Below are 20,963 nucleotides of genomic sequence, written 5' to 3'. Positions count from 1 at the left end.
GGCTTAGTATGGGAGCGAGGTTTTTAAGATTTCCCCAATAGATCTAATTGTTTGCAATTATTTCCAAATCACCTATCCAAAGCGATTGACGGGTAGCGGGTGCCACTTTGTGATGACCATCCAAAATAGCCTGCATTTGTGTGGGGGTGAGCGAGAGAACTTGGCCCAGTTTGTCCTTTAGGGCGCGCGCTGCAATGAGAGCACCATTGTCCCAGACAAGCCCATAAACAGATACGGTTTTTGGTTGATCGGGCAAAAAGAACAGAGCTGACAGCGCGCCGTAATCTGCAAATGGCCCGACAATCAGATGACATTTCATCGTGGTGGCTTGGCTGCACACCTGCACCCATTTTTTCAGATGCCTGTTTGAAAGCCTGTCGTACTTTGGGCTTACATCCAGCAATTCCTGACCGCTGACGACCACAAGGCCCTGTAATTCCTGCGCCAGGGTTTCGCTGCTTTTCTCGGTATTGCCCCGTTCAAATTGATAGCTGGTCAGACCCTTGGCACGGGCAAGCTCGGCCAACACAGCTGCGTGCACGGCTGTGGGGTCCAATTGCAATTGGGCAATAACTGCTTGGCCCGCCACACCCCATTTGTTTTGCATTTCCCAGGCTGGAAATTGCTGTGCGGTGGATTTTCCCGATAGATACCGAGCCAATTGGGATTGCGCGGCAATGCGTTCTGCGTGCATCACCGGGGTCATCCAAAGGGCCGCCAGCGCCATTACCGCAAGCGCCATCACGATATTACTGCGTCTGATGTGTGCCATCCAGCGCGCACCGCGCAACAGCGCGACCAAATAGAGGGCCGCATAAGCAAAGACTAAAGCCGCAGCCAGCGCCGCAGCCAAACGTTCGGGTGTCCAACCATAGGCCTCTACGCGCAGCACAATCGACCAAAGCGCCAGTCCCGAGAGCAATGGCAACGCAAGGATCAGCGCTTTGCAGGACCAATACAGCACCCGAGTTGCGACGGCACCCTGATCGTCACGGTCCAATGCAGAGGTGATCATCGTAATGCTGATCAGCGTGACCGACATTAAGATTGCCGCGGCTGAAAAGTCGCCAAAAAGGTTTGAAAGCCCGCGCGCTGGCAAAACGGCTATAAATGTTGCGACCACAATCAACACCAATGGCACCAATAAGCGGATCAGCCGCAACACGAGATAGGGCGAAATAAAATCGCTAAGCTCTTGCGCCACGGCCAAGGCAAGCCCCAGCACCAATCCTGAAAGCACGAAGGGCACGGGTTCAATATCCAGCAGATCTTGGATGACGGTTAAACCAACCGTGCGAAACAAGGCGTCAGACAGAAATATCAACGCCCAGAAGAGGCCCAAAAAGATGAAGCCGGCAAAATAGCGCACAACGATGCCCCAGGCTGTATCAAACAAATACCTGTAATCCCAAAGATTTCTGCGCAAGATAGCTGCGCCAAAAGGGGCCCCTAAAAGCACAAGCAAGGCCCAACACAGTGGCGCAAACCCGGCTTCAAACAGGTCGTCAAATTCAAAATACCGTTGACTGCTCCACTGCAAAAGCGCACCGCAAAACAGCGCCCAGACGCTGGCAACGCCCAACGCTTGTTTGGGGTGCAGATAGCCGCTGAGCCCAAGGGTCAGACCGAAAAACGCCATTGATGTGCTGGCGATCCACAAGAGCAGATATTGATTTCCAAGCGCATCAGGCAGCACGTCAAACAAGAGCCAAAGAGACAGACCTGCCAAGGCCCCGATCCCGCAGAGATAGGCGCGACTCGCGGTGCTATTAGGGAGATTTTCGGGCATGGATATACTTACTCCGCTTAGGTATTTACTGTTTTAAGCCAATCGGTTACGCCGCCAATGTCGTCAAAAATAAAATCTGCGTATGGGGACAGTTCTGTACTGTCTGCAACACCTGTAAGCACGCCAATTGTACGCATGCCTGCGCGTTTCCCAGCCAGCAAATCATGGGTGCTATCGCCCACCATGACAAGTTGAGCCGGGTCCAGTGACAAAAGCCCAGCGATGGCGTGCAAAGGATCAGCATCCGGTTTGGCACCATATCCGCTGTCGGCCCCAATGATGGCCTCAAAATACTCTGAAACGCCGGCGTCATTTAGATGCGATTTTGCACCAAATTCGCTGTCGTTGGTCATAACCGCAAGTTTAAGCCCCTGGTTTTTCAGCCCGCGCAAATAGGGGGCGAGCGGAACCGCAGGCACCGACTTTACCTGCGCGGCAGTTTGCGTCAAATACCGCTCAACCTCATCCGCATCATGGGTCGTCACCACCGAGGCCAATAGCTCTGCAACCAGCCTATTGGTTCCGGCAATCACCGGGCTAGTGGGGTGGTAGGCCATTGCAGACAGGTCAAACCCCAGCACATTGGCAATAGTTGCCATTTGTGCCGCGCGCCCTTGTGCGAAATACGAGATCACGCTGACGGTATATTGGTTCCAAGTGGCATCAAAATCAAACAATGTACCGTCTTTATCAAAGATCAGTCCGTCAACGCGCATGGTTTTCTTTCATGAATTTCGGTGAGTATACTGGTGACATGGCCCGTGCAGTCCCTAGGTGAAATGAAACTGCGCACCGCCGGGCAGCGATTGGCGCGCCATCATCGGGGCTGTGTATTCCAATTGATGTTTGTCGCAAAATTCTATCACCCAACTGTCGTCCATGGTTATGAAATCCAACACAGAGCCAAGAAACTCTGAATTTCCAGCCTGTTTCTTAACATCTTCAACAGAGACACCGGTGCTTCCCAGGAAGACTGGCATCAATTCATCATGGCCCGCAAGCCAGCTAAGCGCCTGTAATGCAAGGGTTTCAGCGGTTTCTGGAGAAAAGGACATTTTTTACGGCTTCCGAAAGGGTTTGTTAACCTAGCTGAATACTAATGGTAGGCAACATTTGGCAAGGATAGGATCAATGCCCGGCAAATTGCTTATCATAGACAGCATTGCCACGAACCGGATCGTTTTGAAAGTTCGGCTGTCAACTGCGTTTTACGAAGTGTCGCAAGCCGCCACGGCCAAAGAAGCACGCAACAGTATTGCCAAAGTGGTGCCCGACATCATTTTACTGAACGAACAAATGCAGGATTTGGATGTGCTGCGGTTTTGTAAAGAGTTGCGCAAGAACCCTGACACCGCACATATCCCTATTGTTTTGTTAACATCGGCCTGTGATCGCAAGAAAAAGCTGGCGGCCCTAAAGGCAGGCGTTAACGACGTGTTGGTGCGGCCTTTGGATGACCTGGTCCTGCTGGCCCGGTTGCGCAGCCTGTTGCGCGCGACAGAAAATGTCGCCGAAAGTGATCTGCGCACCCATACTTCTGAAATGCTTGGGCTTGCCGAAGATCAGGCTCAATTCCAAAAACCGGCGCTGATTACAATTACAGGCGCTGATTTGGCGATTGGGGTGCGTTGGCGCACTCTGCTTGGCCCGCTGCTCCCCTTTCGGGTCAAATCGTTGCCGTTGCACGAAGCTTTGAGTGACATTGCCAACCAAAATGTGCCGGATGTATTTGTCATCGCGATCGATCGCGATCAACCGGAGCTGTCGTTGCGTCTTGTGGCTGAAATTCGGGCGCGCGCGGCGACGCGCAATTCCGGCATATTGGGCGTTTTATCAAAGAATGACCGCGGCGTTTTGGTCGATGCTTTGGATCTTGGGGCGCATGAAGTTGTCACCGATGGTTTTGACCCGGAAGAAATTGCCCTGCGCATCTCGGGGCTGGTGCAACGCAAACGCTTTTCGGATCAATTGCGAGCCCATGTAAATGATGGCTGGCAAGCCGCGCTGACCGATCCGTTGACAGGTCTTTTTAATCGTCGCTATGCGCTGCCACATCTTACCAGGCTCGCAAAACAGGCAAGCCAAGCAGGGCAGCCCTTTGCTGTGATGATCGCCGACCTGGATCATTTCAAGCAAGTAAATGATTGTTATGGCCATGCGGCTGGAGATGCGGTTCTGGCTGAGACCGCCCGCCGTATGCGCGATCATTTACGCGCAGTTGATATGGTAGCCCGGATTGGTGGCGAAGAGTTCTTAATCGCCTTACCTGACGTAAGCGTGGCGCAGGCTGACAGGTCGGCCACGCGGCTATGCGCTGCCATGCGTGAAACGCCGATTGCAATCAAGACCCAAAACCTCGTCGTGCCGATCACCATGAGCATTGGCATCACCATGGGCGGCGACGGCGCGCCAATCGACTTGCTTTTGCAGGAAGCAGACAAAGCGCTCTATGGCGCAAAATCACACGGCCGCGACCAAACTTATTTTCACCCGGAACATGCCTGAAGGCTGTTATTTACGCAGCTTTTTGGGGCGCTTTGTAAGGGCATCTTCAAACCGATCCGCCACCAATTGACGCTCTTGGTCTGACATGGCTGTCAAACGTTGCAGCAACAAATCCTGCGCAAACTCGCGCCGCTCAAAGGCAACAGAGGACTGCGCTTCCAACAGCGCCGCGACTTTGTCTGGATCAAACGGCGTCGCCCGCAGCGCTTGCAAAGTCTCTTTAAGATTATTGCGAACCGCGTCGCGCGAAAGCCCCGCAGCGCGGTGATGATCACGCAGGGCCTTGCCCAGGATACGACGGTCTTCGTTTGGCAAGGCACGTGTGTAAGCCCCCATGAAATCAACGTCGCGCGGTGGACGGTCACCGACGCGTTTGTTGCCCAACATGGCCCCACCAACCAAGCCCGCAACAATCAGATTGAGGGCCAAGGACCCTATCAGCAAAACCCTAATGCTGCGACGCATCGGAGCGCGCGGCGTTGGATTGGGCGGTTGGCTGTCTGAATTTTGTGCCGCCATGTGCTTATCCTTCTTCACTATCAAAGCTGAATTCACCGCTTAGGTCCGACAGGTAATATTCTGCATCCCCGCTGATGACAGCTTGAAAACTTTCGACCGACAGGCTGTCGGCCCCGCTAAATCCGATCCAGACGCTGGCCATTGTGGCGGCGACAAGGCCGGATGTGCCCTGCCACCCCCCCAAGATGTCATACAGAACCTGCGCAAGTGGGCGACGTGGGGCACTGTTCAGTGGCTTTGCAGACGCCGGCGTTGGCGCAACGGGTTGCAACCTGTCAGCTTCGTCTAGAACACGGGTCATCAGCCCCATATCGACCTGCGCGCGGGGGTCGGCTTTTGCCTCTGCAAACAGGCCATCCAGCATATCATCCATTGGGTTCTTGTCAGCCATTTGAATACCCTAACTCATCTTTTCGGTCTGCCAAAGCTTTGGCAAGTGCCCGTTTGCCTCTTGCGGTGAGGCTTTCGACCGCCTCGATCCCGACTTGCATGATCTCTGCAATCTCAGGATTGGTCATGCCTTCGATGTGGCGCAATATCACAGCCTGCTTTTGACGATCGGGCAAAGTGTTCAAGGCGTCTTGCAGCGCATCCACACGCGCCTTGTTTTGCATCACTTCGGCGGCACTTGCGGCGTCATCTTCTGGTTCTGGAATGGCATCCAGCGCCACCCCACGCTGTTTGCGCAAGCGATCCGTACACAGGTTTGCAACCACGCGATATAGCCAGGTGGTCACTTTGGCTTCACCCTGTCGCCAATCCGGAGCAAGCTTCCAGAGCCGCACCAAAGCCTCTTGCACAATGTCTTCAGCTTCGGCCCGATCACCCAACATACGATAGGCGTGCCCAAACACCTTTGGCGTCAACCGAAAGGTCAAAACACGCGCCGCTGACGCATCCCCATTGGCATATAACACCAACAAGGCATCGTCGCTTACATCGTCAAAGGTGTCTCGCGGCATTTCCATTGTCCTGTTGGACTAACCTGTTCCGTCAAATGTGGCAATCGTTACAACTGTGCCCCGCCCAATCGGGGGATATGGCGGAGCACAGGTCAGGCGTGAACGCTTAGTTTGACGACTTGTCTTCGCCGCGCTTGCCGCCTTTGCGTTTACCCTTGTGTTTGCCTTTCATCTTGGCCAGCTCTTCTTCGCTGAGCGCGCCATCGCCATCTGCATCCAGACGTTCAAACATCTTGGCAGCGCGATCATCTTTTGGCTGCATTTCTTCAAAGCTCAGCATGCCATCATCATTGGTGTCACGGTGCTCGATCATCCGCTGTGTGCGCTCGCCGCGCGCATTTTCTTTCGCGGCCTGCAATTCGTCTGCTGACAGGTTGCCGTCGCCATCCGTATCAACAGCGGCAAATCTGGACTGTGCGTGGGCTGCCATTTCTTCCAATGTGATTTTACCGTCAGCGTTGGCGTCTACTTCTTCGAAATTGAAGCGCGGGCCCTGCTGGCCGTGTTTACCCCCCATGCCTTTGGCAGAGACAGTGGCTGCGCCAAGGGCCAGGGCGACAACGGTTACGCTGGAAATAAGTACTGCACGTTTCATGTTTTCTTCCTTTCGATTTCAACCGGCTTAATGCCCGTTTTCAAAAGGTCAAACGCGTGGCAGTGAAGTTTCCGTCGCGGTTTTCAAAATTTTTTTAAAAAACTTATTACGTCACGTTTTCAGGGACCGCACAGACAAGCGCGCGCTTATTCTGGTTGGCTGGGTCACGCGGTTTCTATAGGCTTTGAGCAACACACATGGCGGAATTATTCCATTTCCAGACCTAGCTGCGTGGTGAGATCAGGGGAATTCGTATGACGCAGGACAAAACCGCTATTCGTAACGCTGCCACTGTGATTGTCGTGCGCGACCGGTTGACCGCGCCGCGCATTTTAATGGGGCAGCGCGGGGCAAAGGCGGCGTTCATGCCCAATAAATTTGTCTTTCCGGGCGGCGCAGTAGATGCTGAGGACTTTGACATTGCCCTGGCGGGTTCTGTGCCCGCGCCCTGTTTTGAAAGGCTGTCAGAAGAGCAGCACGGCGCGACCTTGCCCGGTCTTGCCGATGCGCTTGCGGTTGCTGCGGTGCGCGAGCTTTGGGAAGAAACGGGATTGCGGCTAGGCACTGCGGGGCGTTGGCAATCAGCCATCCCGAAAGATTGGGCCGGTTTTGCCGACCAAGGGCATGTGCCCAATGCCGCAGCGCTGCAATTTGTCTTTCGCGCCATAACACCGCCGGGTCGCCCCCGGCGCTTTGATGCGCGGTTTTTTCAGTTGGATGCCGAGCACATCCAAGGTGATATCGACGACTTTTCCCATGCCAGCGACGAGCTTTCCCATTTGCAATGGGTGCCGCTGCAGGACGCGCGCGAGTTTGATCTACCCTTTATCACCGAAGTGGTTTTGGCAGAGGTACAAGCGCATTTGACAACCGACGCGGCCCCAGCATCTGTACCGTTTTTTAAGAACACCGATGAAGCGGGCTTGTTCAAACGTCTTTATGGGCGCTCTTTGACCAAGCACGAAATGGGTGGCTAGACGTTTGGGCCTAGGACCAGATCACCAATCCCAAAACGCTGACGGATATTAGAAGGATCCCAAGGAACTCGCGCATCGTTATTTTTTCTTTGAAAAACAACATTGTGGCGATAAGCCCAAAGATTAGTTCCACCTGCCCGACCGCATTCACATAGGCCGCGTTCTGCAACGTAAAGGCTGAAAACCAACAAAACGACCCTGCCAAGCTCGTCAGCCCAACAAACCCTGCGGTGCGCCAAACACTGAGCACGCGCATAATTTCCGCGCGGTCACGCACGTAAAGCCAGACCGCCATGCTTGCCAACTGAAAGGCGGTGACAATGGCCAGTGTCACAATCGCGCGTTCAAACGGCAAGGCGCTTTCAACGGCCAATGTCGCGCCGCGATAGGCAACCCCAGAGACCGCAAACAAAGCGCCCCCCAACAGCCCTAAAGCCGCAGATGGGCTGACAAGACGCCGCCACCATGCGGTTTCAACCGAAGACTTGTCTGACAGCACCAGCACCCCTGCAAACCCGATGCAAATGGCACCAAGCCCCAACAGCGAGACGCGGTCACCCAACATGACCCAGCCAAATAAAGCCGCAAGCAATACGGCCACTTTGATCAGCGTCAGACCAACTGCAAAATTTCGGCGGCCAAACAACAGTACCGTGCAGACGGTTGCGGTGATTTGAGCGGTTCCACCAACAATGGCGTAGGCCCAGAACCCTGTTGAAAAACCGGGAAAGGCTTGGCCTGACTGCCAGAAATAAATCAGCGCAATCGCCGAGGCCACAGGGGCCGAATAAACAAAACGCGCAAATGTGGCTCCACTGGCTGTCAATTTCACCTGGCTTAGATGTTTTTGAAGCATAAAGCGCACGGTCTGAAACAGCGCAGCACTGATCGAAAGAAAAATCCATAATTCCATAGGGGTTTATTGCGCCGCCATGCGCGGAATACCATCGAAAAAACCATACGCGTGCAGTTTTGGATGTTTCACACCCGTTGGATCTTAGGCCCCCGTTTGGCCCGGCAGGGACGCGCTAGAGGACACGGCGCCAATATCATTTTGCGCAACCGATACAGATTTGATCACAGCGTAAATCGGCATGCCCTGAGCCAACTGCAATGCTGTGGCTGATCGCTGTGTCACCCGGGATAGGATCACCTGTGAACCGCACCGGATTTGAACCCAAACACCGGCGTTTTGCCCAGGCGATAACGCAGAGATGTGGCCATGAATAATATTGAGGGCAGAGACACCCTGTGGTTCACTCAGGCTTAACATTACGTCTTGGGCGCGTACCCGCACACGCAACGCGCTGCCGGGCTGGGCGGCTATCTGCGGCAAGAAAAGCCTTGCCCCATCCACCGACAATTCGGTCATTCCATCGGCGTGATGCGCTGTGACCTTTGCCTCTAAAATCGCACCGGCAGCCGCGTCGCCAAGCGCGGGCACAGCTTCTGGATCTGCAAAGACCTGCGCCGCGGGCCCTGCCCTTAGCACCTTGCCATTTTGAATCGCAACAACGGTGGTGGCCAAACGCGCCACTTCGGACACAGAGTGGCTAACATAGAGGATCGGGATTTCGGACACATCCCTGAGACGTTCCAAATAGGGCATAATTTCCTGTTTACGCGCTTCGTCCAGAGCCGCCAAAGGTTCGTCCAATAACAAAAGTTGTGGATGAGACAACAGCGCCCGGCCAATGGCCACCCTTTGTTTTTCGCCCCCCGACAGCTGATTTGGGGCGCGCAGCAAAAGCCCCTCTAAACCCAGCAACGCCAAAACTTGCTCAAATGTCTCTTTGGATTTGGGCAAGCGTTGCGCACGCCGTCCAAAATCTAGGTTGCGCGCAACGTTCATATGGGGAAACAAACGCGCATCTTGAAACACATAACCCAGCCGCCGTTTGTGCACCGGCATGACAAGTCGTTGCGAGGTATCCAGAAACACAGCGTCATTCATCACAATGCGTCCCTGCTGTGGCGTCAAAAGACCAGACAACGCATTGACAATACTGGTTTTACCAGATCCCGACGGACCAAATATCGCGGTCAGCCCCTGTGGGGCTTCAAAGCTGGCATTTAAGCAGAAACCGCCAAAATCATGGGCTAACGAGACGGAAAGGCTCATGTGCCACGACTCCTTTTTGCCACACGTCGCGCCAAGTATTCAGAGGCAATAAGGGCTGACATCGCAAGAAGCACTGACATGATCACCAGGCGCAGGGCCTGTGTCTCGCCTCCGGGTACTTGCAGAAATGTATAGATCGCCGAGGGCAATGTCTGGGTTTGGCCTGGGATATTTGACACAAAGGTAATGGTGGCCCCAAATTCGCCCAGCGCTTTTGCAAACCCCAAGACCGCACCGGCGATGACACCGGGCAAAATCAGGGGCAACGTGATCACACAAAATACATAGATACGCCCTGCGCCCAATGTGGCCGCCGCCTGTTCCAGTTTGGGGTCGACAGCCTCGATGGCCAACCGTATTGCCCGCACCATCAGGGGAAAGCCCATGATCGCCGCAGCCACTGCCGCGCCGGTCCAGCGAAAGGCAAACACCAACCCAAAGCTTTGTTCAAGCCAGGCCCCAAGCGGTGCTTTGCGACCTAAGGTCAAAAGCAACAGATAACCGGTGACAACTGGTGGTAAAATCAGTGGCAAATGCACCAACCCGTTTAGGATTTGTTTGCCCCAAAATCTTTTGCGAGCCAAGATAAAGGCGACATAGATTGCGATTGGCAATGACAGCAATGTCGCCCAAAAAGAAACCTTGAGGGACAAAGCGACGGCCTGCCAGCCTTCGGGCCCCAAAAAGGCGGTCACCGAATTCATTGCCCCGCCCCTGTGATAAAACCGTGCTGCGCGAATATTTTTTGTGCGCGCACTGATTGGAGAAAATCTAAATATTCCAGCACATTAGGCGTTTTTCTCAGCGCCACAGCTGGGTAATTTATGGGGCCGGCATGACTCTCTGAGAATATATGAAGTACCGCAACATTGGGGGCTGCCTCTGCGTCACTGGCGTAGACAATGCCATATCGCGCTTCTTGCAAGGCCACCAAAGCCAAGGCTGCGCGCACGTTGTCGGTTTGCACAACATAGGGCTGCACATCTTGCCACAAATCTAGCTTTTGCAACGCGCGTTTTCCATAAATTCCTGCTGGCACAGCATTGACAAAACCCATGGCCAAATTGCCATCTTGTAAGCGTTCCGCCAAGGCTGAGATCGGAAAAACATCCTCTTGTGGATCCGCAATCAGGGCCAGCCGGTTGCGCAGCAATATCACCTGACTGCCAGCGACTGTCAGCGCGTCATCCACCAAAACCTGCATCCATTCCTGATTTGCAGAAATGAAAATATCAGCGGGAGCGCCTTGCTGGATTTGCCGGGCCAAAGCCGCGCTGCTTGCATAGGAGACCGTGACATCCGTTGCGTTGTTCTGAGCAGCCCAATAGGCGGCATTCACTTGATCAAGCGCACCGCGCAGACTTGCCGCAGCGAAAACAGTCACCTCGGCGCGCGCCACCGATGCCGGTAGCCAAAACGCCAGTCCCAATATGAGCCACAAACGTGAGAACATTGAACGCAATCTGCTAAGGTCAGTTGCCGCACTATTTCCCAAGCCATTCCCGAAGGCAAGACTGCAGCTAAACTGGACGCACAAAACGCTCCTAAGCTGCTGTATTCAAAATGCTTTCAACATCTAGATGGGCCTCTATGTGATCCGCAAGCGACTCTAGCGTCGTATCCACCGTGGCCGCGTAAGAGGCACCGCTAACCACCGCACCAAGGTTTTGCAAAAACGCCGCGCGAAAGCCATCATCGCTGAACATACCATGCAGGTAGCTGCCAGAAATATGGCCATTTGTGGCCCCTTCGGGGCGGTTAGTGACGGTGGCAAATGGGGTTTTCCGATCTGGTCCATCTGTGCGCCCTATGTGAATTTCATAGCCACTGAACCCCTGACCAGTGGCCGCGTGGACCGCCTGGGTTTCGGTCAGGCGCTTGTCATTTGACATGGTGGTTTGCACCTGCAACAGGCCCAATCCTTTGGTGGTTCCCGGCGTGCCTTCAATGCCCTCTGGGTCAGAGATACTATCTCCAAGCATTTGATATCCACCACAAATTCCCAATACATGCCCCCCGCGTCGCACATGCGCCTGCAGGTCAATGTCCCAGCCTTGGGCGCGCAAAAACGCCAGATCTGCGCGGGTGGATTTGCTGCCAGGAATGATCACAAGGGTGGCGTCGCCTGGGATGGCTTGGCCTGCGCGCAGCATGGTCAGACGCACGTCTGGTTCTTGGGCCAGCGGATCAAGGTCGTCAAAATTGGCAATGCGCGACAAGCCCAAACAGACAATATGGATTTTCCCTTTGTTTTGAGTGCCTTGAAGGTCGAGCGCATCTTCGGCAGGCAATTTCCAGGCCTCTGAAAAATAGGGCAGAACCCCAAAGCCACGCCATCCGGTGCGCTGCCCGATCATCGCATAGCCATCGTCAAACAACGTAGGGTCACCGCGAAACTTATTGATAATAAACCCTTTTATAAGGTCAGCATCTGACGGATCGATCACCGCTTGGGTGCCAACGATCTGGGCAATCACCCCGCCCCGGTCAATATCGCCTGCCAAAATTACCGGCACATCAGCGGCTTGGGCGAATCCCATATTCGCGATGTCGCCGTTGCGCAGATTTATTTCAGCAGGGCTGCCTGCGCCTTCGACAATCACCAAATCGTGCTGTGATTTCAACAGACTAAAGCTTTCAAGTACCCGTTCCATCAACTGCGGTTTCAACGTTGCATATTCGCGGGCCTTAGCGGTTGCGAAACGTTTACCCTGTAGGACGATTTGCGATCCTACATCTGATTCGGGTTTAAGAAGCACCGGGTTCATATGCACGGTTAACGGGATTTTACAGGCCAAAGCCTGAAGCGCCTGCGCCCGGCCAATTTCACCACCATCTGCCGTAACCGCCGCATTATTCGACATATTTTGCGGTTTAAACGGAGCCACCGACAGGCCCCGACGCAAGGCTGCACGACACAAGCCGGCCACCAACATGGATTTTCCAACATTGCTGCCGGTGCCCTGGATCATGATGGATTTGGTCATGGAATACGCCCTGTTGCGTCGCGATGAGTCGTACGATTTGTACGTTTGGCGGGCTGAAACGTACAATGGAAAAATTTTAAGAAAATATTTTGCGGGGCTAAGGGGGGCAAACAATTCAGATCGCCTTGACCTCCCCCTGAATTACTCACAGGTTTAACGCGATTTTAGGATTTGGAATTTAGACTGACTATGGAAAAGCGCTTTCAAGTTTTTATCTCGTCCACATATCAGGATTTGCAAAATGCACGGCAAGAAGTTTCGCAAGCACTGTTGCGGGCTGATTGCTTTCCGGCAGGGATGGAGTTGTTTCCGGCAGCGGATGAAGAGCAGTTTGAATTCATCAAAACGATCATTGATCAGTCAGATTATTACATCCTGATTTCGGCAGGGCGCTATGGGTCAATCCATCCTGAAACCGGGCTGAGCTATACCGAGATGGAATATGATTATGCCATTGAAATTGGGAAGCCGATCATACGCTTGCTGCATAGGGATCCGTTTAATGAGTTGAAGGGGGAGTTTATTGAGAATTCGGATAGAGGCAGGGCCGCGTTAGAGAAATTTAGAGCTAAACTCACCGAGCAAAAACTCGTTCGATTTTGGGAGACAGCCAAAGAATTAGGCCTTGAGGCATTTGTAGCATTGGCCGACATAAAGAAACGGACAAACGCTGTAGGGTGGGTAAGGAGTGACACCGTGATTGACGGTTCTGCTGCCTTGGAACTTGCTGAGCTAAGAGAAAAAGTGAAAATTTTCGAAGCGACAAAGGATAGTGCATTCATATTTGATGATCCTGTAGCTACGAAAATAAGAAACTTTGTAGAGACCGAGCACATGACAACTTACGGTCAATCCTATGATCGTTTCGCAAAGCGAAACATTTATTTGAGGATGCTCGAAAACATCAAATATGACCGAAACGTATTTTATGACTTGGAGGGAGAAGACGAAGATCTTGCCCGAGATTTGTTTGGATTGTTAATGGCAGTCGGCTCTCTGGTCAGTTCAAGCGACGGTATTGAACTGACCGATCGAACTTACGCTGATTTTGGTTTTGCTACCCTCAAGCATTAATACTCCACACCCTTCTGCGCCTTAATACCGTCCCTAAACGGATGTTTCACCAGCGTCATTTCTGTCACCAAATCTGCCGCCTCGATCAGTTCGGGTTTTGCATTGCGGCCGGTCAAACACACGTGGGTCATGGCGGGTTTTTCTTCCAGCAGGAATTCCACCACATCATCGATGTTCAGATAGTCATTGCGCAGGGCGATGTTGATTTCATCCAGCAGGACAAATCGGTTGGTCTCGTCGCGGATCAGCTCTTTGGCTTTTTCCCAGCCAGCTTCGGCTTTGGCGATGTCGCGTTCGCGGTCTTGGGTTTCCCAAGTAAAGCCTTCGCCAGAGACAAAGAACTTACATTCAGCCGGGAAATGGGTTTCCAGAAAGTCGCGTTCGCCGGTGGCCATCGCGCCTTTGATGAATTGCACCACCGCGCAGGGCATGCCGTGGGAGATCGAGCGCATGATCATGCCGAATCCAGACGAGCTTTTGCCTTTGCCGGGGCCAGTATGGACCATGATCAGACCTTTTTCTTCGGTCTTGGTGGCCATCAGGCGATCGCGCGCGGCCTTGATTTTCTTCATTTTCTCTGTGTGGCGGGCGTTTTGCTCGGTGTTATCGCTCACGGTGCTATCCTCTGTCCTTGACTCGTTACGCCCTATCGCGCATTTCCGTCTGGTTGGTTCCTGTAGGTAATACAGGTGAAAAGGGAATGCGACAGGATTTGATAGATCCCAAGCGCAGCCGCCCCCGCGACCGTGACCGGAGAGTTTTTCCGCAGACCACTGGCAATGCGCCGGGAAGGTTGGGAAAGCGACAGGGCCTTGGCCTTGGTATCCGCAAGCCGGGAGACCTGCCAGCGCAGAAAGACATGAAACCGGACGGGGTGTTCCGGTGTCGGGAAAACGTATTGCACGTCCCCGCCCTATCGCCCTTGTCCTCCTGAGATTTGGAGAGACAAATAGTGACTGTTGAATTGGCTCGCGATCTGGCCCCTGTTGAGCTGCTGGTCTGTGCGACCTGCCGTGCGGGACAGCCCACAAATATCGAAGGCCCGCGTCCCGGTGCGCAACTGGCATCCGCCCTGATGGAACGCGAGTGGCCTGCGCATGTGACTGTGAAATCGGTTGAATGCCTCAGCAATTGTGACAGCGGTTGTTCGGTGGCGGTGCGTGGCGGCGACGCACGTTGGACCTATGTTTATGGCAATTTCACTGGCGCGGATGACGCCGAGCTGGTGCATGACGGCATCGTGAAATACGCCGACACCGCAGATGGGCTTGTGCCATGGCGCACCCGTTCTGTTCATTTCCGCAAAAATTGTATCGCGCGCATTCCGCCGCTTGTTCTGCCCGAGTGAGAGAGACTTATGAGCAACCTTGAGAAACTACCCGTCACCGTGATCACTGGCTTTTTGGGCGCAGGGAAGACAACTTTGGTGCGCAACCTGATGCAAAATCCGCAGGGCAGGCGTTTGGCTGTGGTGGTTAATGAATTTGGCGATGTGGGCGTGGATGGCGAGATTTTGAAATCTTGCGCGATCCCGGATTGCCCGGCTGAAAACATCATGGAGCTGTCTAACGGCTGTATCTGCTGCACGGTGGCAGATGATTTCATTCCGACCATCGAGGCGTTGATGGCGCTGGAGCCGCGGCCCGAGCATATCATCATCGAGACTTCGGGATTGGCCTTGCCAAAGCCATTGCTAAAGGCCTTTGACTGGCCTGATATTCGCAGCAAGATCACCGTGGATGGCGTGATTGCTTTGGCGGATGCCGAGGCTGTGGCTGCGGGTCGTTTTGCCACTGATGTGGCGCGGGTGGATGCCCAGCGCGAAGCGGATGACAGCATTGACCACGAAACCCCATTGTCAGAGGTGTTTGAGGATCAGATTTCTTGTGCGGACATCATTTTGCTGACCAAGCCTGATTTGGCTGGGCCTGAGGGTGTTGCAAAGGCAAAAGAGGTGATTGCCGCTGAATCGCCGCGTCCTATTCCGGTTGTTGAAGTGGCCGAAGGCGTGGTGGACCCACGGATTATTTTGGGGCTGAATGCGGCGGCCGAGGATGACATGGACGCACGGCCCAGCCATCACGATGGGCACCATGATCACGAGCATGACGATTTTGAAAGTGTCGTGATTGATTTGCCAGAACAGGTTGATGCGGTGTCTTTTGCCGAACGGATCGAGCGTTTGGCCAAAGATCAGAACATTCTGCGAGTCAAAGGCTATGCGGCGGTGCAGGGCAAACCGATGCGTTTGCTGGTGCAGGCCGTGGGCGCGCGGGTGCGGCACCAGTTTGATCGCCCTTGGAAAGCTGAAGAAGGCCGTAAAGGGCGCGTTGTCGTGATTGCGGAACATGACGACGTAAACAAGGAAGCCATTCGCGCGGCGCTGGTGGATTAAACCCTATGCATGTCGTCTTTCGCGAAAGTCACGGGTTAGAGGAATCTGAGACCCCAACGGATCTGGGCCAAAGCCCGGCCGATTTGGTTGTCTTGTCGTTTTCCGACAGTGACCTTGGGGCTTTCGCGGCAGGATGGCATAGAGCAGACGGCGATCTGCCCTCGTTGCGGCTGGCCAATCTGGCCGCTTTAAAACACCCGCTGTCAGTGGATACCTATGTCGAGCAAACCCTAGAGGGTGCAAAGGCTGTGCTGGTGCGGTTGATTGGTGGCATTCCCTATTGGGCCTATGGCATTCAACAATTGCAGGACTTGGCACGGCGCAAAGGTGTGGCTTTGGCCATTTTGCCCGCAGACGGGCGGCCAGACACACGGCTGGACGATGTCTCGACCCTGCCCAAATCCACTTTGGATCGACTGGCCCACCTGTGTGACACCGGCGGCGCGGTGGCGGCACAGGCCGCCTTGGCGCAATTGGCTTTGGCCGCTGGCTTGTATGCCAAACCGGTGGTGGGCAGCAAAGCTTTGCCATTGTTTGGCACTTGGTCATTGGCGAATGGGATCTGCGCAGCACAACGTCAAAGTGACAGGCCGCTGATTGTGCTAACGTTTTATCGGTCTTACCTCAGCTCTGCGGATCTGGCCCCGGTAGAAGCGCTTGCCCAACAGTTTGAGGCGCGTGGCTTTGACGTTTTGGGGCTGTTTGCCCCGACCTTGAAGCAACCAGAGGCCGCCGCTTGGATTGCCCAGACGCTGCGCGATTTACAGCCCAGCGCTGTGGTGAATGCTACGGCGTTTTCCGGCAAGGGAACCGACGGGGTTTCGCCGCTTGATGCCACCAACGCGCCGGTATTTCAGGTGGCATTGGCAACCTCTCGCCGCAAAGCCTGGCAAGAGGCCGAACGCGGTCTGGCCCCGGCTGATCTGGCGATGCATGTTGTGTTGCCCGAAGTTGACGGGCGTTTGTTTGCCGGGGTGACCAGCTTTAAGGAACCCGGCAAGAAAGACCCGCAGCTTGAATATTCGCGCTTTGGCCATCGTGCGGTTGCAGATCGCATTTCGGCGGTGGTTGAAAAGGTTTCTAAATGGGTGGATTTGGCGACTTTGCCTGCGGCTGAAAAGCGCGTGGCCTGTGTGTTGTCGACCTATCCGGGGGCTGATTGGAATATGGCCCATGCGGTTGGGTTGGATGCTTTGGCGAGTGCCGAGGCAATCTTGGATGACCTGCGCGATGATGGGTTTGACGTGGCCCATGGCACGCCACTGGCTGGGGCATTGAGCACCGAACGGCTGCGCTGGTCTGTTTCTGACTATCAGGCAGCTTTGGTGGCCCTGCCGCAAACCTTGCGCGATGATTTGGCGACGGTCTGGGGCGATGCTTTTGCCGATGATCTGGTCGTGGATGGCGCGTTTGAGTTTTCGGTTGTTAAGCGCGGCAAGGTTCTGGTGGCCCTGCAGCCAGAGCGCGGTTCAGAAGATGTGCGCGAAGATGAATATCATGACCTTGCCCGCACGCCGCGCCATTCTTATGTGGCGTTTTATCTGTGGGTACGGCAACAGTTTGGCGCACATGCTTTGGTGCATGTGGGCGCGCATGGGACTCTGGAATGGCTACCGGGAAAATCCGTTGCCTTATCCAAAGACTGCTGGCCCGAGGTTTTGACCGGGCATATGCCGGTGATTTACCCGTTTATCGTGAATGACCCCGGCGAAGCGGCGCAGGCCAAGCGGCGCATTGGCGCTGTGACCTTGGGCCATGTGCCGCCGCCCTTGAAAGCAAGCGAAGCACCGCAGAAGTTTGCGTTTCTTGAGAATCTGCTGGATGAGTTTTCCAATGCGGATGGTCTGGACCCAAAGCGCCGGGATCGGCTGCAGGATGGTATCAGATCAGAAGCCGACGCATTGGGATTGTCAGACCAATTGGGCCTGGGTGCGGCAACGTCTTTGGCCGAGGCCATCACCCGGATTGATACGTTTGTTTGTGACATCAAAGAAAGCCAATTTGGCGATGGGCTGCATGTCTACGGCCGCGCGCCTGTGGGCCAAGCGGCCTTTGATGCAGCTCCCTCGGCGGTGTCAGAGCGCGAAGGGTTGTTGCGGGTTTTGGCGGGCAAGCGCATTGCGGCTGGCCCCTCTGGGTCGCCCTATCGGGGGCGCACCGATGTATTGCCCACCGGGCGCAATCTGTTCACCACCGACCCACGGTCTGTGCCCACCCGATCTGCTTATGCGCAGGGGGTGGTTCTGGCCGAAGAATTGGTGCGGCGACATTTGCAGGACGAAGGCGATTACCCCAAAAACCTGATTGTCGATCTGTGGGGATCAGCCACCATGCGCACGGCGGGCGAGGAATTTGCGATGGCGTTGCATTTGCTGGGGGCCAAACCGGTCTGGGACGAAGGATCAGAGCGGGTGTCTGGCGTTGAGATCTTGCCGATTGCCATGCTGGAGCGCCCACGGATTGACGTGACTTTGCGGGTCTCTGGATTGTTTCGCGATGTATTCCCGACATTGTCGGCGTTGTTTTCCCAAGCCGTTCGCGCCCTCGCGGATCGGGATGAAGCCGCCGATTGGAACCCATTTGTGGGGGCGATCGCCGCACCACGGGTCTATGGGCCAGCGCCGGGCAGTTATGGCGTGGGCATGGGACATCTGAATGACTATGGCGACGCGGGTCGCACACGCGCTGGCGAGGCTTGGTTGTCAGCCTCGTCCTGGGCATTGGACAAAGATCAGCCGTGGCAGGACGGCGATGGCATTCGTGACCGGGTCCAAGCCGCCGATAGCTTTGTGCATTTGCAGGACATGCCAGAGACCGACATTTTGCTGGCGCAAGATTATGCTGCCCACGAGGCCGGGTTTGCCGCCGCGCAGGCGGTGACGGGTGGCAAGGCGGCGCTGTATCATCTTGACAGCACAGTGCCGGATCGTCCTCGGGCGCGGGCGCTGGATGAAGAGGTGGCGCGCGTGGTGCATGCGCGGGCGACCAACCCAGAGTGGCTGGCTGGGATGATGCGGCACGGCTTTCGTGGCGGGGCTGAAATTGCCGCGACGCTCGAGCATATGGCGGCCTTTGCGCATTTGGCAGATGCGGTGCATCCGGCGCTGTTTGATGCCTATCACGAGGCGACCTTGGGTCAGGACGCGGTTGTGGCGTTTTTGGAACATGAGAATCCGCAGGCTTTGGCCGCAATGCGCGACCGGTTTGCTGAATTGCATGCCGCGGGGCTGTGGCAGACACGGCGCAATTCGATCCTGGCGGATCTGGAGACGGTGATTTGACGCGCCCCAGCGCCAAGGGCTGGTGCCCCGGAGCCTATCAACCGATGATGTCGGGCGATGGGTTGGTGGTGCGGGTGCGGCCAATGTTTGCGCGGCTGACGCGGGATCAAGCGATTGGGTTGTGCGATCTGGCGTTGGAATTTGGCTCGGGTGTGATGGATTTGACCAGCCGCGCCAATCTGCAAATTCGCGGTGTTAAAGAGTCAGACCACGCGGCTTTGCTGACGGCGTTAAATGGGCTGGGGCTGTTGCCGGATGATCCGGCGATCGAGGGGCGGCGCAATGTGTTGATCACGCCCTTTTGGACTGACGGCGATCTGGCGCATAAGTTGGCGGCAGAGTTGTATGATCGGCTGGCCGACTTCCCGCAATTGCCGGCGAAATTTGGTTTTGCCATCGACACGGCCCAATCGCCTGTGCTGCAGGCGCAATCAGCCGACATTCGGTTTGAGCAAACCGCGCAGGGTCTGATTTTGCGCGCAGATGGGGCCGTATTTGGCCGTTTGGTGACGCCGGATGACGCATTGGATCAGGCCATAAAACTGGCGGAGTGGTTTGTCAGCACAGGCGGCGCACGCTCTAAGCGAATGGCGCGCCATATTGACGGGGTGGATTTGCCCGCGGTCTGGCAAGACAGCCCTGCGGTCTTAAAGCCCTATCAAGCGACGCCAGGACCAAACGCTTTGGGGCAAACCTATGGGGCTGCCTTTGGGCAGATCAAGGCTGCAGAGTTGCGAAATCTCATCGAGACCAGCCAAGGCAGCGCGCTGCGTGTAACCCCCTGGCGGCTATTTCTGTTAGACGACGCAGAGCCTGTGCCATCACCCAAGTTTATCACCGCTGCGGATGATCCGCTGCTGCATGTCAGCGCCTGCCCCGGCGCGCCGCTCTGTGGCAGCGCATCGGTGAACACCCATGCTGTGGCCCGCGCCCTGGCTGCAAAAATCAAAGGCCCGCTGCATGTCAGTGGCTGTGCCAAAGGCTGTGCCCATCCGCGCCCCTGTCACACCACTCTGGTGGGGCGCAACGGCGCATTTGATCTTGTTCGCAATGGGCTTCCATGGGATGAGCCCCAGCAAAGCGGCCTTGCCCCCAATGACCTTATCGACCGCATCGGAGAGTTGTGATGCCCTACACCTACGAACAGAATGGCCAGGCCATCTATGATGAAAGCTTTGCCACCATCCGGCGCGAGGCCAATCTGGGCCGATTTGACAAAGATGAAGAACAGGTTGCGGTGCGCATGGTGCATGCCTGCGGCATGGTCGGCTTGGAAGAACACGTCAAATTCACCCCCGGCATGGTGGCGGCTGCGCGCAAAGCTATGGAAGACGGCGCGCCGATTTTTTGCGATGCGCGCATGGTGTCCGAAGGCGTGACCCGCCCGCGCCTGCCCGCTGATAACGAAGTGATCTGTACCCTACATGCCGAAGGCATTCACGCGCTGGCCAAAGAAATGGGCAACACCCGATCTGCGGCCGCGCTGGAACATTGGCGCGACCGTCTGGGCGGCGCGATTGTGGCGATTGGCAATGCGCCGACCGCTTTGTTTCACCTGCTGAATATGCTGCAAGATCCCGATTGTCCGCGCCCGGCAGCGATTATCGGCTGTCCAGTGGGCTTTATTGGCGCGGCTGAATCCAAAGACGCGCTTTGGGCTGATCAACCGGTGCCTTGCATGATTGTTGAGGGGCGTCTGGGTGGGTCGGCCATGACGGTCGCGGCCATCAACGCCATCGCCAGCCGGAAGGAATAGT

21 protein-coding genes and 1 riboswitch are annotated in these 20,963 nt (G+C 55.3%); of the genes, 8 read left to right on the top strand and 13 right to left on the bottom strand.

Features of this window, described 5'->3' with window-relative positions; genetic code table 11:
* Window positions 1-43 precede the first annotated feature (43 nt).
* The 3 genes from ABXG94_RS01020 to ABXG94_RS01010 are packed head-to-tail and all read right to left on the bottom strand — an operon-like array spanning window position 44 to window position 2,844.
* Window positions 44-1,789, bottom strand: coding sequence for a DUF4153 domain-containing protein (locus ABXG94_RS01020; RefSeq protein WP_353531790.1), 1,746 nt, complete (start codon window positions 1,787-1,789; stop codon window positions 44-46).
* Window positions 1,790-1,806: 17 nt separating this feature from the next.
* On the bottom strand, window positions 1,807-2,505 hold the full coding sequence (locus tag ABXG94_RS01015) for an HAD family hydrolase (RefSeq protein ID WP_353531789.1): 699 nt from the start codon (window positions 2,503-2,505) through the stop codon (window positions 1,807-1,809).
* Between the two features lie 54 nt (window positions 2,506-2,559).
* Window positions 2,560-2,844, bottom strand: coding sequence for a DUF3572 domain-containing protein (locus tag ABXG94_RS01010; protein WP_353531788.1), 285 nt, complete (start codon window positions 2,842-2,844; stop codon window positions 2,560-2,562).
* A gap of 76 nt (window positions 2,845-2,920) precedes the next feature.
* On the opposite strand from ABXG94_RS01010, the gene ABXG94_RS01005 reads away from it, so the two are divergent.
* The gene (locus ABXG94_RS01005; protein WP_353531787.1) at window positions 2,921-4,294 is read left to right on the top strand and encodes a diguanylate cyclase domain-containing protein; all 1,374 of its coding nucleotides are present in this window, start codon (window positions 2,921-2,923) and stop codon (window positions 4,292-4,294) included.
* Between the two features lie 6 nt (window positions 4,295-4,300).
* Here ABXG94_RS01005 and ABXG94_RS01000 read toward each other — a convergent pair whose 3' ends face one another.
* The 4 genes from ABXG94_RS01000 to ABXG94_RS00985 form a co-directional block, all read right to left on the bottom strand.
* Window positions 4,301-4,813, bottom strand: a complete 513-nt coding sequence (locus tag ABXG94_RS01000) for a periplasmic heavy metal sensor (protein WP_353531786.1) — start codon at window positions 4,811-4,813, stop codon at window positions 4,301-4,303.
* 4 nt (window positions 4,814-4,817) lie between these two features.
* Window positions 4,818-5,204, bottom strand: a complete 387-nt coding sequence (locus ABXG94_RS00995) for a hypothetical protein (RefSeq protein WP_353531785.1) — start codon at window positions 5,202-5,204, stop codon at window positions 4,818-4,820.
* A complete protein-coding gene (locus tag ABXG94_RS00990; protein ID WP_353531784.1) occupies window positions 5,197-5,781 on the bottom strand; it encodes an RNA polymerase sigma factor in 585 nt (194 codons plus the stop codon). Before ABXG94_RS00990 ends, ABXG94_RS00995 begins: the two co-directional genes overlap by 8 nt.
* A gap of 100 nt (window positions 5,782-5,881) precedes the next feature.
* A complete protein-coding gene (locus ABXG94_RS00985; protein WP_353531783.1) occupies window positions 5,882-6,370 on the bottom strand; it encodes an EF-hand domain-containing protein in 489 nt (162 codons plus the stop codon).
* A gap of 254 nt (window positions 6,371-6,624) precedes the next feature.
* Between ABXG94_RS00985 and ABXG94_RS00980 the strand changes: the two genes are divergently transcribed.
* Window positions 6,625-7,347, top strand: coding sequence for an NUDIX hydrolase (locus ABXG94_RS00980; protein WP_353531782.1), 723 nt, complete (start codon window positions 6,625-6,627; stop codon window positions 7,345-7,347).
* Window positions 7,348-7,357: 10 nt separating this feature from the next.
* On the opposite strand, the gene ABXG94_RS00975 is transcribed toward ABXG94_RS00980, so the two are convergent.
* The 5 genes from ABXG94_RS00975 to ABXG94_RS00955 form a co-directional block, all read right to left on the bottom strand.
* On the bottom strand, window positions 7,358-8,260 hold the full coding sequence (locus ABXG94_RS00975; RefSeq protein WP_353531781.1) for an EamA family transporter: 903 nt from the start codon (window positions 8,258-8,260) through the stop codon (window positions 7,358-7,360).
* An 84-nt stretch (window positions 8,261-8,344) separates the two neighbouring features.
* Complete coding sequence (gene modC / locus ABXG94_RS00970) at window positions 8,345-9,469, bottom strand: molybdenum ABC transporter ATP-binding protein (RefSeq protein ID WP_353531780.1); 1,125 nt, start codon at window positions 9,467-9,469, stop codon at window positions 8,345-8,347.
* Window positions 9,466-10,173 (bottom strand): molybdate ABC transporter permease subunit, encoded by a 708-nt coding sequence (modB, locus tag ABXG94_RS00965; RefSeq protein ID WP_353531779.1) that lies wholly within the window; start codon window positions 10,171-10,173, stop codon window positions 9,466-9,468. The genes modC and modB overlap by 4 nt, the downstream gene beginning before the upstream one ends.
* Window positions 10,170-10,922, bottom strand: coding sequence for a molybdate ABC transporter substrate-binding protein (modA, locus tag ABXG94_RS00960; RefSeq protein WP_353531778.1), 753 nt, complete (start codon window positions 10,920-10,922; stop codon window positions 10,170-10,172). Before modA ends, modB begins: the two co-directional genes overlap by 4 nt.
* 91 nt (window positions 10,923-11,013) lie before the next feature.
* A complete protein-coding gene (locus tag ABXG94_RS00955) occupies window positions 11,014-12,456 on the bottom strand; it encodes a cobyric acid synthase (RefSeq protein ID WP_353531777.1) in 1,443 nt (480 codons plus the stop codon).
* 189 nt (window positions 12,457-12,645) lie between these two features.
* Between ABXG94_RS00955 and ABXG94_RS00950 the strand changes: the two genes are divergently transcribed.
* The gene (locus ABXG94_RS00950) at window positions 12,646-13,530 is read left to right on the top strand and encodes a DUF4062 domain-containing protein (RefSeq protein ID WP_353531776.1); all 885 of its coding nucleotides are present in this window, start codon (window positions 12,646-12,648) and stop codon (window positions 13,528-13,530) included.
* Here ABXG94_RS00950 and cobO read toward each other — a convergent pair.
* The gene (cobO, locus tag ABXG94_RS00945) at window positions 13,527-14,144 is read right to left on the bottom strand and encodes a cob(I)yrinic acid a,c-diamide adenosyltransferase (protein ID WP_353531775.1); all 618 of its coding nucleotides are present in this window, start codon (window positions 14,142-14,144) and stop codon (window positions 13,527-13,529) included. The two genes, ABXG94_RS00950 and cobO, sit on opposite strands and share 4 nt — an antisense overlap.
* A 37-nt stretch (window positions 14,145-14,181) precedes the next feature.
* A riboswitch (cobalamin riboswitch) is annotated at window positions 14,182-14,393 on the top strand.
* An 89-nt stretch (window positions 14,394-14,482) separates the two neighbouring features.
* Here cobO and ABXG94_RS00940 point away from each other — a divergent pair.
* Genes ABXG94_RS00940 through ABXG94_RS00920 form a run of 5 tightly spaced genes read left to right on the top strand, consistent with a single transcriptional unit; the run spans window position 14,483 to window position 20,962 of the window.
* A complete protein-coding gene (locus ABXG94_RS00940) occupies window positions 14,483-14,878 on the top strand; it encodes a DUF1636 family protein (RefSeq protein ID WP_353531774.1) in 396 nt (131 codons plus the stop codon).
* Window positions 14,879-14,887: 9 nt separating this feature from the next.
* The gene (cobW, locus tag ABXG94_RS00935; RefSeq protein ID WP_353531773.1) at window positions 14,888-15,925 is read left to right on the top strand and encodes a cobalamin biosynthesis protein CobW; all 1,038 of its coding nucleotides are present in this window, start codon (window positions 14,888-14,890) and stop codon (window positions 15,923-15,925) included.
* A gap of 5 nt (window positions 15,926-15,930) precedes the next feature.
* On the top strand, window positions 15,931-19,206 hold the full coding sequence (gene cobN / locus ABXG94_RS00930) for a cobaltochelatase subunit CobN (RefSeq protein WP_353531772.1): 3,276 nt from the start codon (window positions 15,931-15,933) through the stop codon (window positions 19,204-19,206).
* Window positions 19,203-20,333, top strand: a complete 1,131-nt coding sequence (locus ABXG94_RS00925) for a ferredoxin-like domain-containing protein (RefSeq protein ID WP_353531771.1) — start codon at window positions 19,203-19,205, stop codon at window positions 20,331-20,333. The genes cobN and ABXG94_RS00925 overlap by 4 nt, the downstream gene beginning before the upstream one ends.
* Window positions 20,333-20,962 (top strand): precorrin-8X methylmutase, encoded by a 630-nt coding sequence (locus ABXG94_RS00920; protein WP_353531770.1) that lies wholly within the window; start codon window positions 20,333-20,335, stop codon window positions 20,960-20,962. The genes ABXG94_RS00925 and ABXG94_RS00920 overlap by 1 nt, the downstream gene beginning before the upstream one ends.
* Window position 20,963: the final 1 nt, after the last annotated feature.

The organism is Cognatishimia sp. WU-CL00825 (assembly GCF_040364665.1).
Lineage (GTDB): Bacteria > Pseudomonadota > Alphaproteobacteria > Rhodobacterales > Rhodobacteraceae > Cognatishimia.
This window is presented reverse-complemented; position numbering and strand designations above follow the sequence as displayed.

What these genes read in the sequence shown, in the direction of transcription:
- ABXG94_RS01020 (WP_353531790.1), bottom strand. Translation starts at nt 1,789, where the DNA reads ATGCCCGAAAATCTCCCTAATAGCACCGCGAGTCGCGCCTATCTCTGC.
- ABXG94_RS01015 (WP_353531789.1), bottom strand. Translation starts at nt 2,505, where the DNA reads ATGCGCGTTGACGGACTGATCTTTGATAAAGACGGTACATTGTTTGAT.
- ABXG94_RS01010 (WP_353531788.1), bottom strand. Translation starts at nt 2,844, where the DNA reads ATGTCCTTTTCTCCAGAAACCGCTGAAACCCTTGCATTACAGGCGCTT.
- ABXG94_RS01005 (WP_353531787.1), top strand. Translation starts at nt 2,921, where the DNA reads ATGCCCGGCAAATTGCTTATCATAGACAGCATTGCCACGAACCGGATC.
- ABXG94_RS01000 (WP_353531786.1), bottom strand. Translation starts at nt 4,813, where the DNA reads ATGGCGGCACAAAATTCAGACAGCCAACCGCCCAATCCAACGCCGCGC.
- ABXG94_RS00995 (WP_353531785.1), bottom strand. Translation starts at nt 5,204, where the DNA reads ATGGCTGACAAGAACCCAATGGATGATATGCTGGATGGCCTGTTTGCA.
- ABXG94_RS00990 (WP_353531784.1), bottom strand. Translation starts at nt 5,781, where the DNA reads ATGGAAATGCCGCGAGACACCTTTGACGATGTAAGCGACGATGCCTTG.
- ABXG94_RS00985 (WP_353531783.1), bottom strand. Translation starts at nt 6,370, where the DNA reads ATGAAACGTGCAGTACTTATTTCCAGCGTAACCGTTGTCGCCCTGGCC.
- ABXG94_RS00980 (WP_353531782.1), top strand. Translation starts at nt 6,625, where the DNA reads ATGACGCAGGACAAAACCGCTATTCGTAACGCTGCCACTGTGATTGTC.
- ABXG94_RS00975 (WP_353531781.1), bottom strand. Translation starts at nt 8,260, where the DNA reads ATGGAATTATGGATTTTTCTTTCGATCAGTGCTGCGCTGTTTCAGACC.
- modC (WP_353531780.1), bottom strand. Translation starts at nt 9,469, where the DNA reads ATGAGCCTTTCCGTCTCGTTAGCCCATGATTTTGGCGGTTTCTGCTTA.
- modB (WP_353531779.1), bottom strand. Translation starts at nt 10,173, where the DNA reads ATGAATTCGGTGACCGCCTTTTTGGGGCCCGAAGGCTGGCAGGCCGTC.
- modA (WP_353531778.1), bottom strand. Translation starts at nt 10,922, where the DNA reads ATGTTCTCACGTTTGTGGCTCATATTGGGACTGGCGTTTTGGCTACCG.
- ABXG94_RS00955 (WP_353531777.1), bottom strand. Translation starts at nt 12,456, where the DNA reads ATGACCAAATCCATCATGATCCAGGGCACCGGCAGCAATGTTGGAAAA.
- ABXG94_RS00950 (WP_353531776.1), top strand. Translation starts at nt 12,646, where the DNA reads ATGGAAAAGCGCTTTCAAGTTTTTATCTCGTCCACATATCAGGATTTG.
- cobW (WP_353531773.1), top strand. Translation starts at nt 14,888, where the DNA reads ATGAGCAACCTTGAGAAACTACCCGTCACCGTGATCACTGGCTTTTTG.
- cobN (WP_353531772.1), top strand. Translation starts at nt 15,931, where the DNA reads ATGCATGTCGTCTTTCGCGAAAGTCACGGGTTAGAGGAATCTGAGACC.
- ABXG94_RS00920 (WP_353531770.1), top strand. Translation starts at nt 20,333, where the DNA reads ATGCCCTACACCTACGAACAGAATGGCCAGGCCATCTATGATGAAAGC.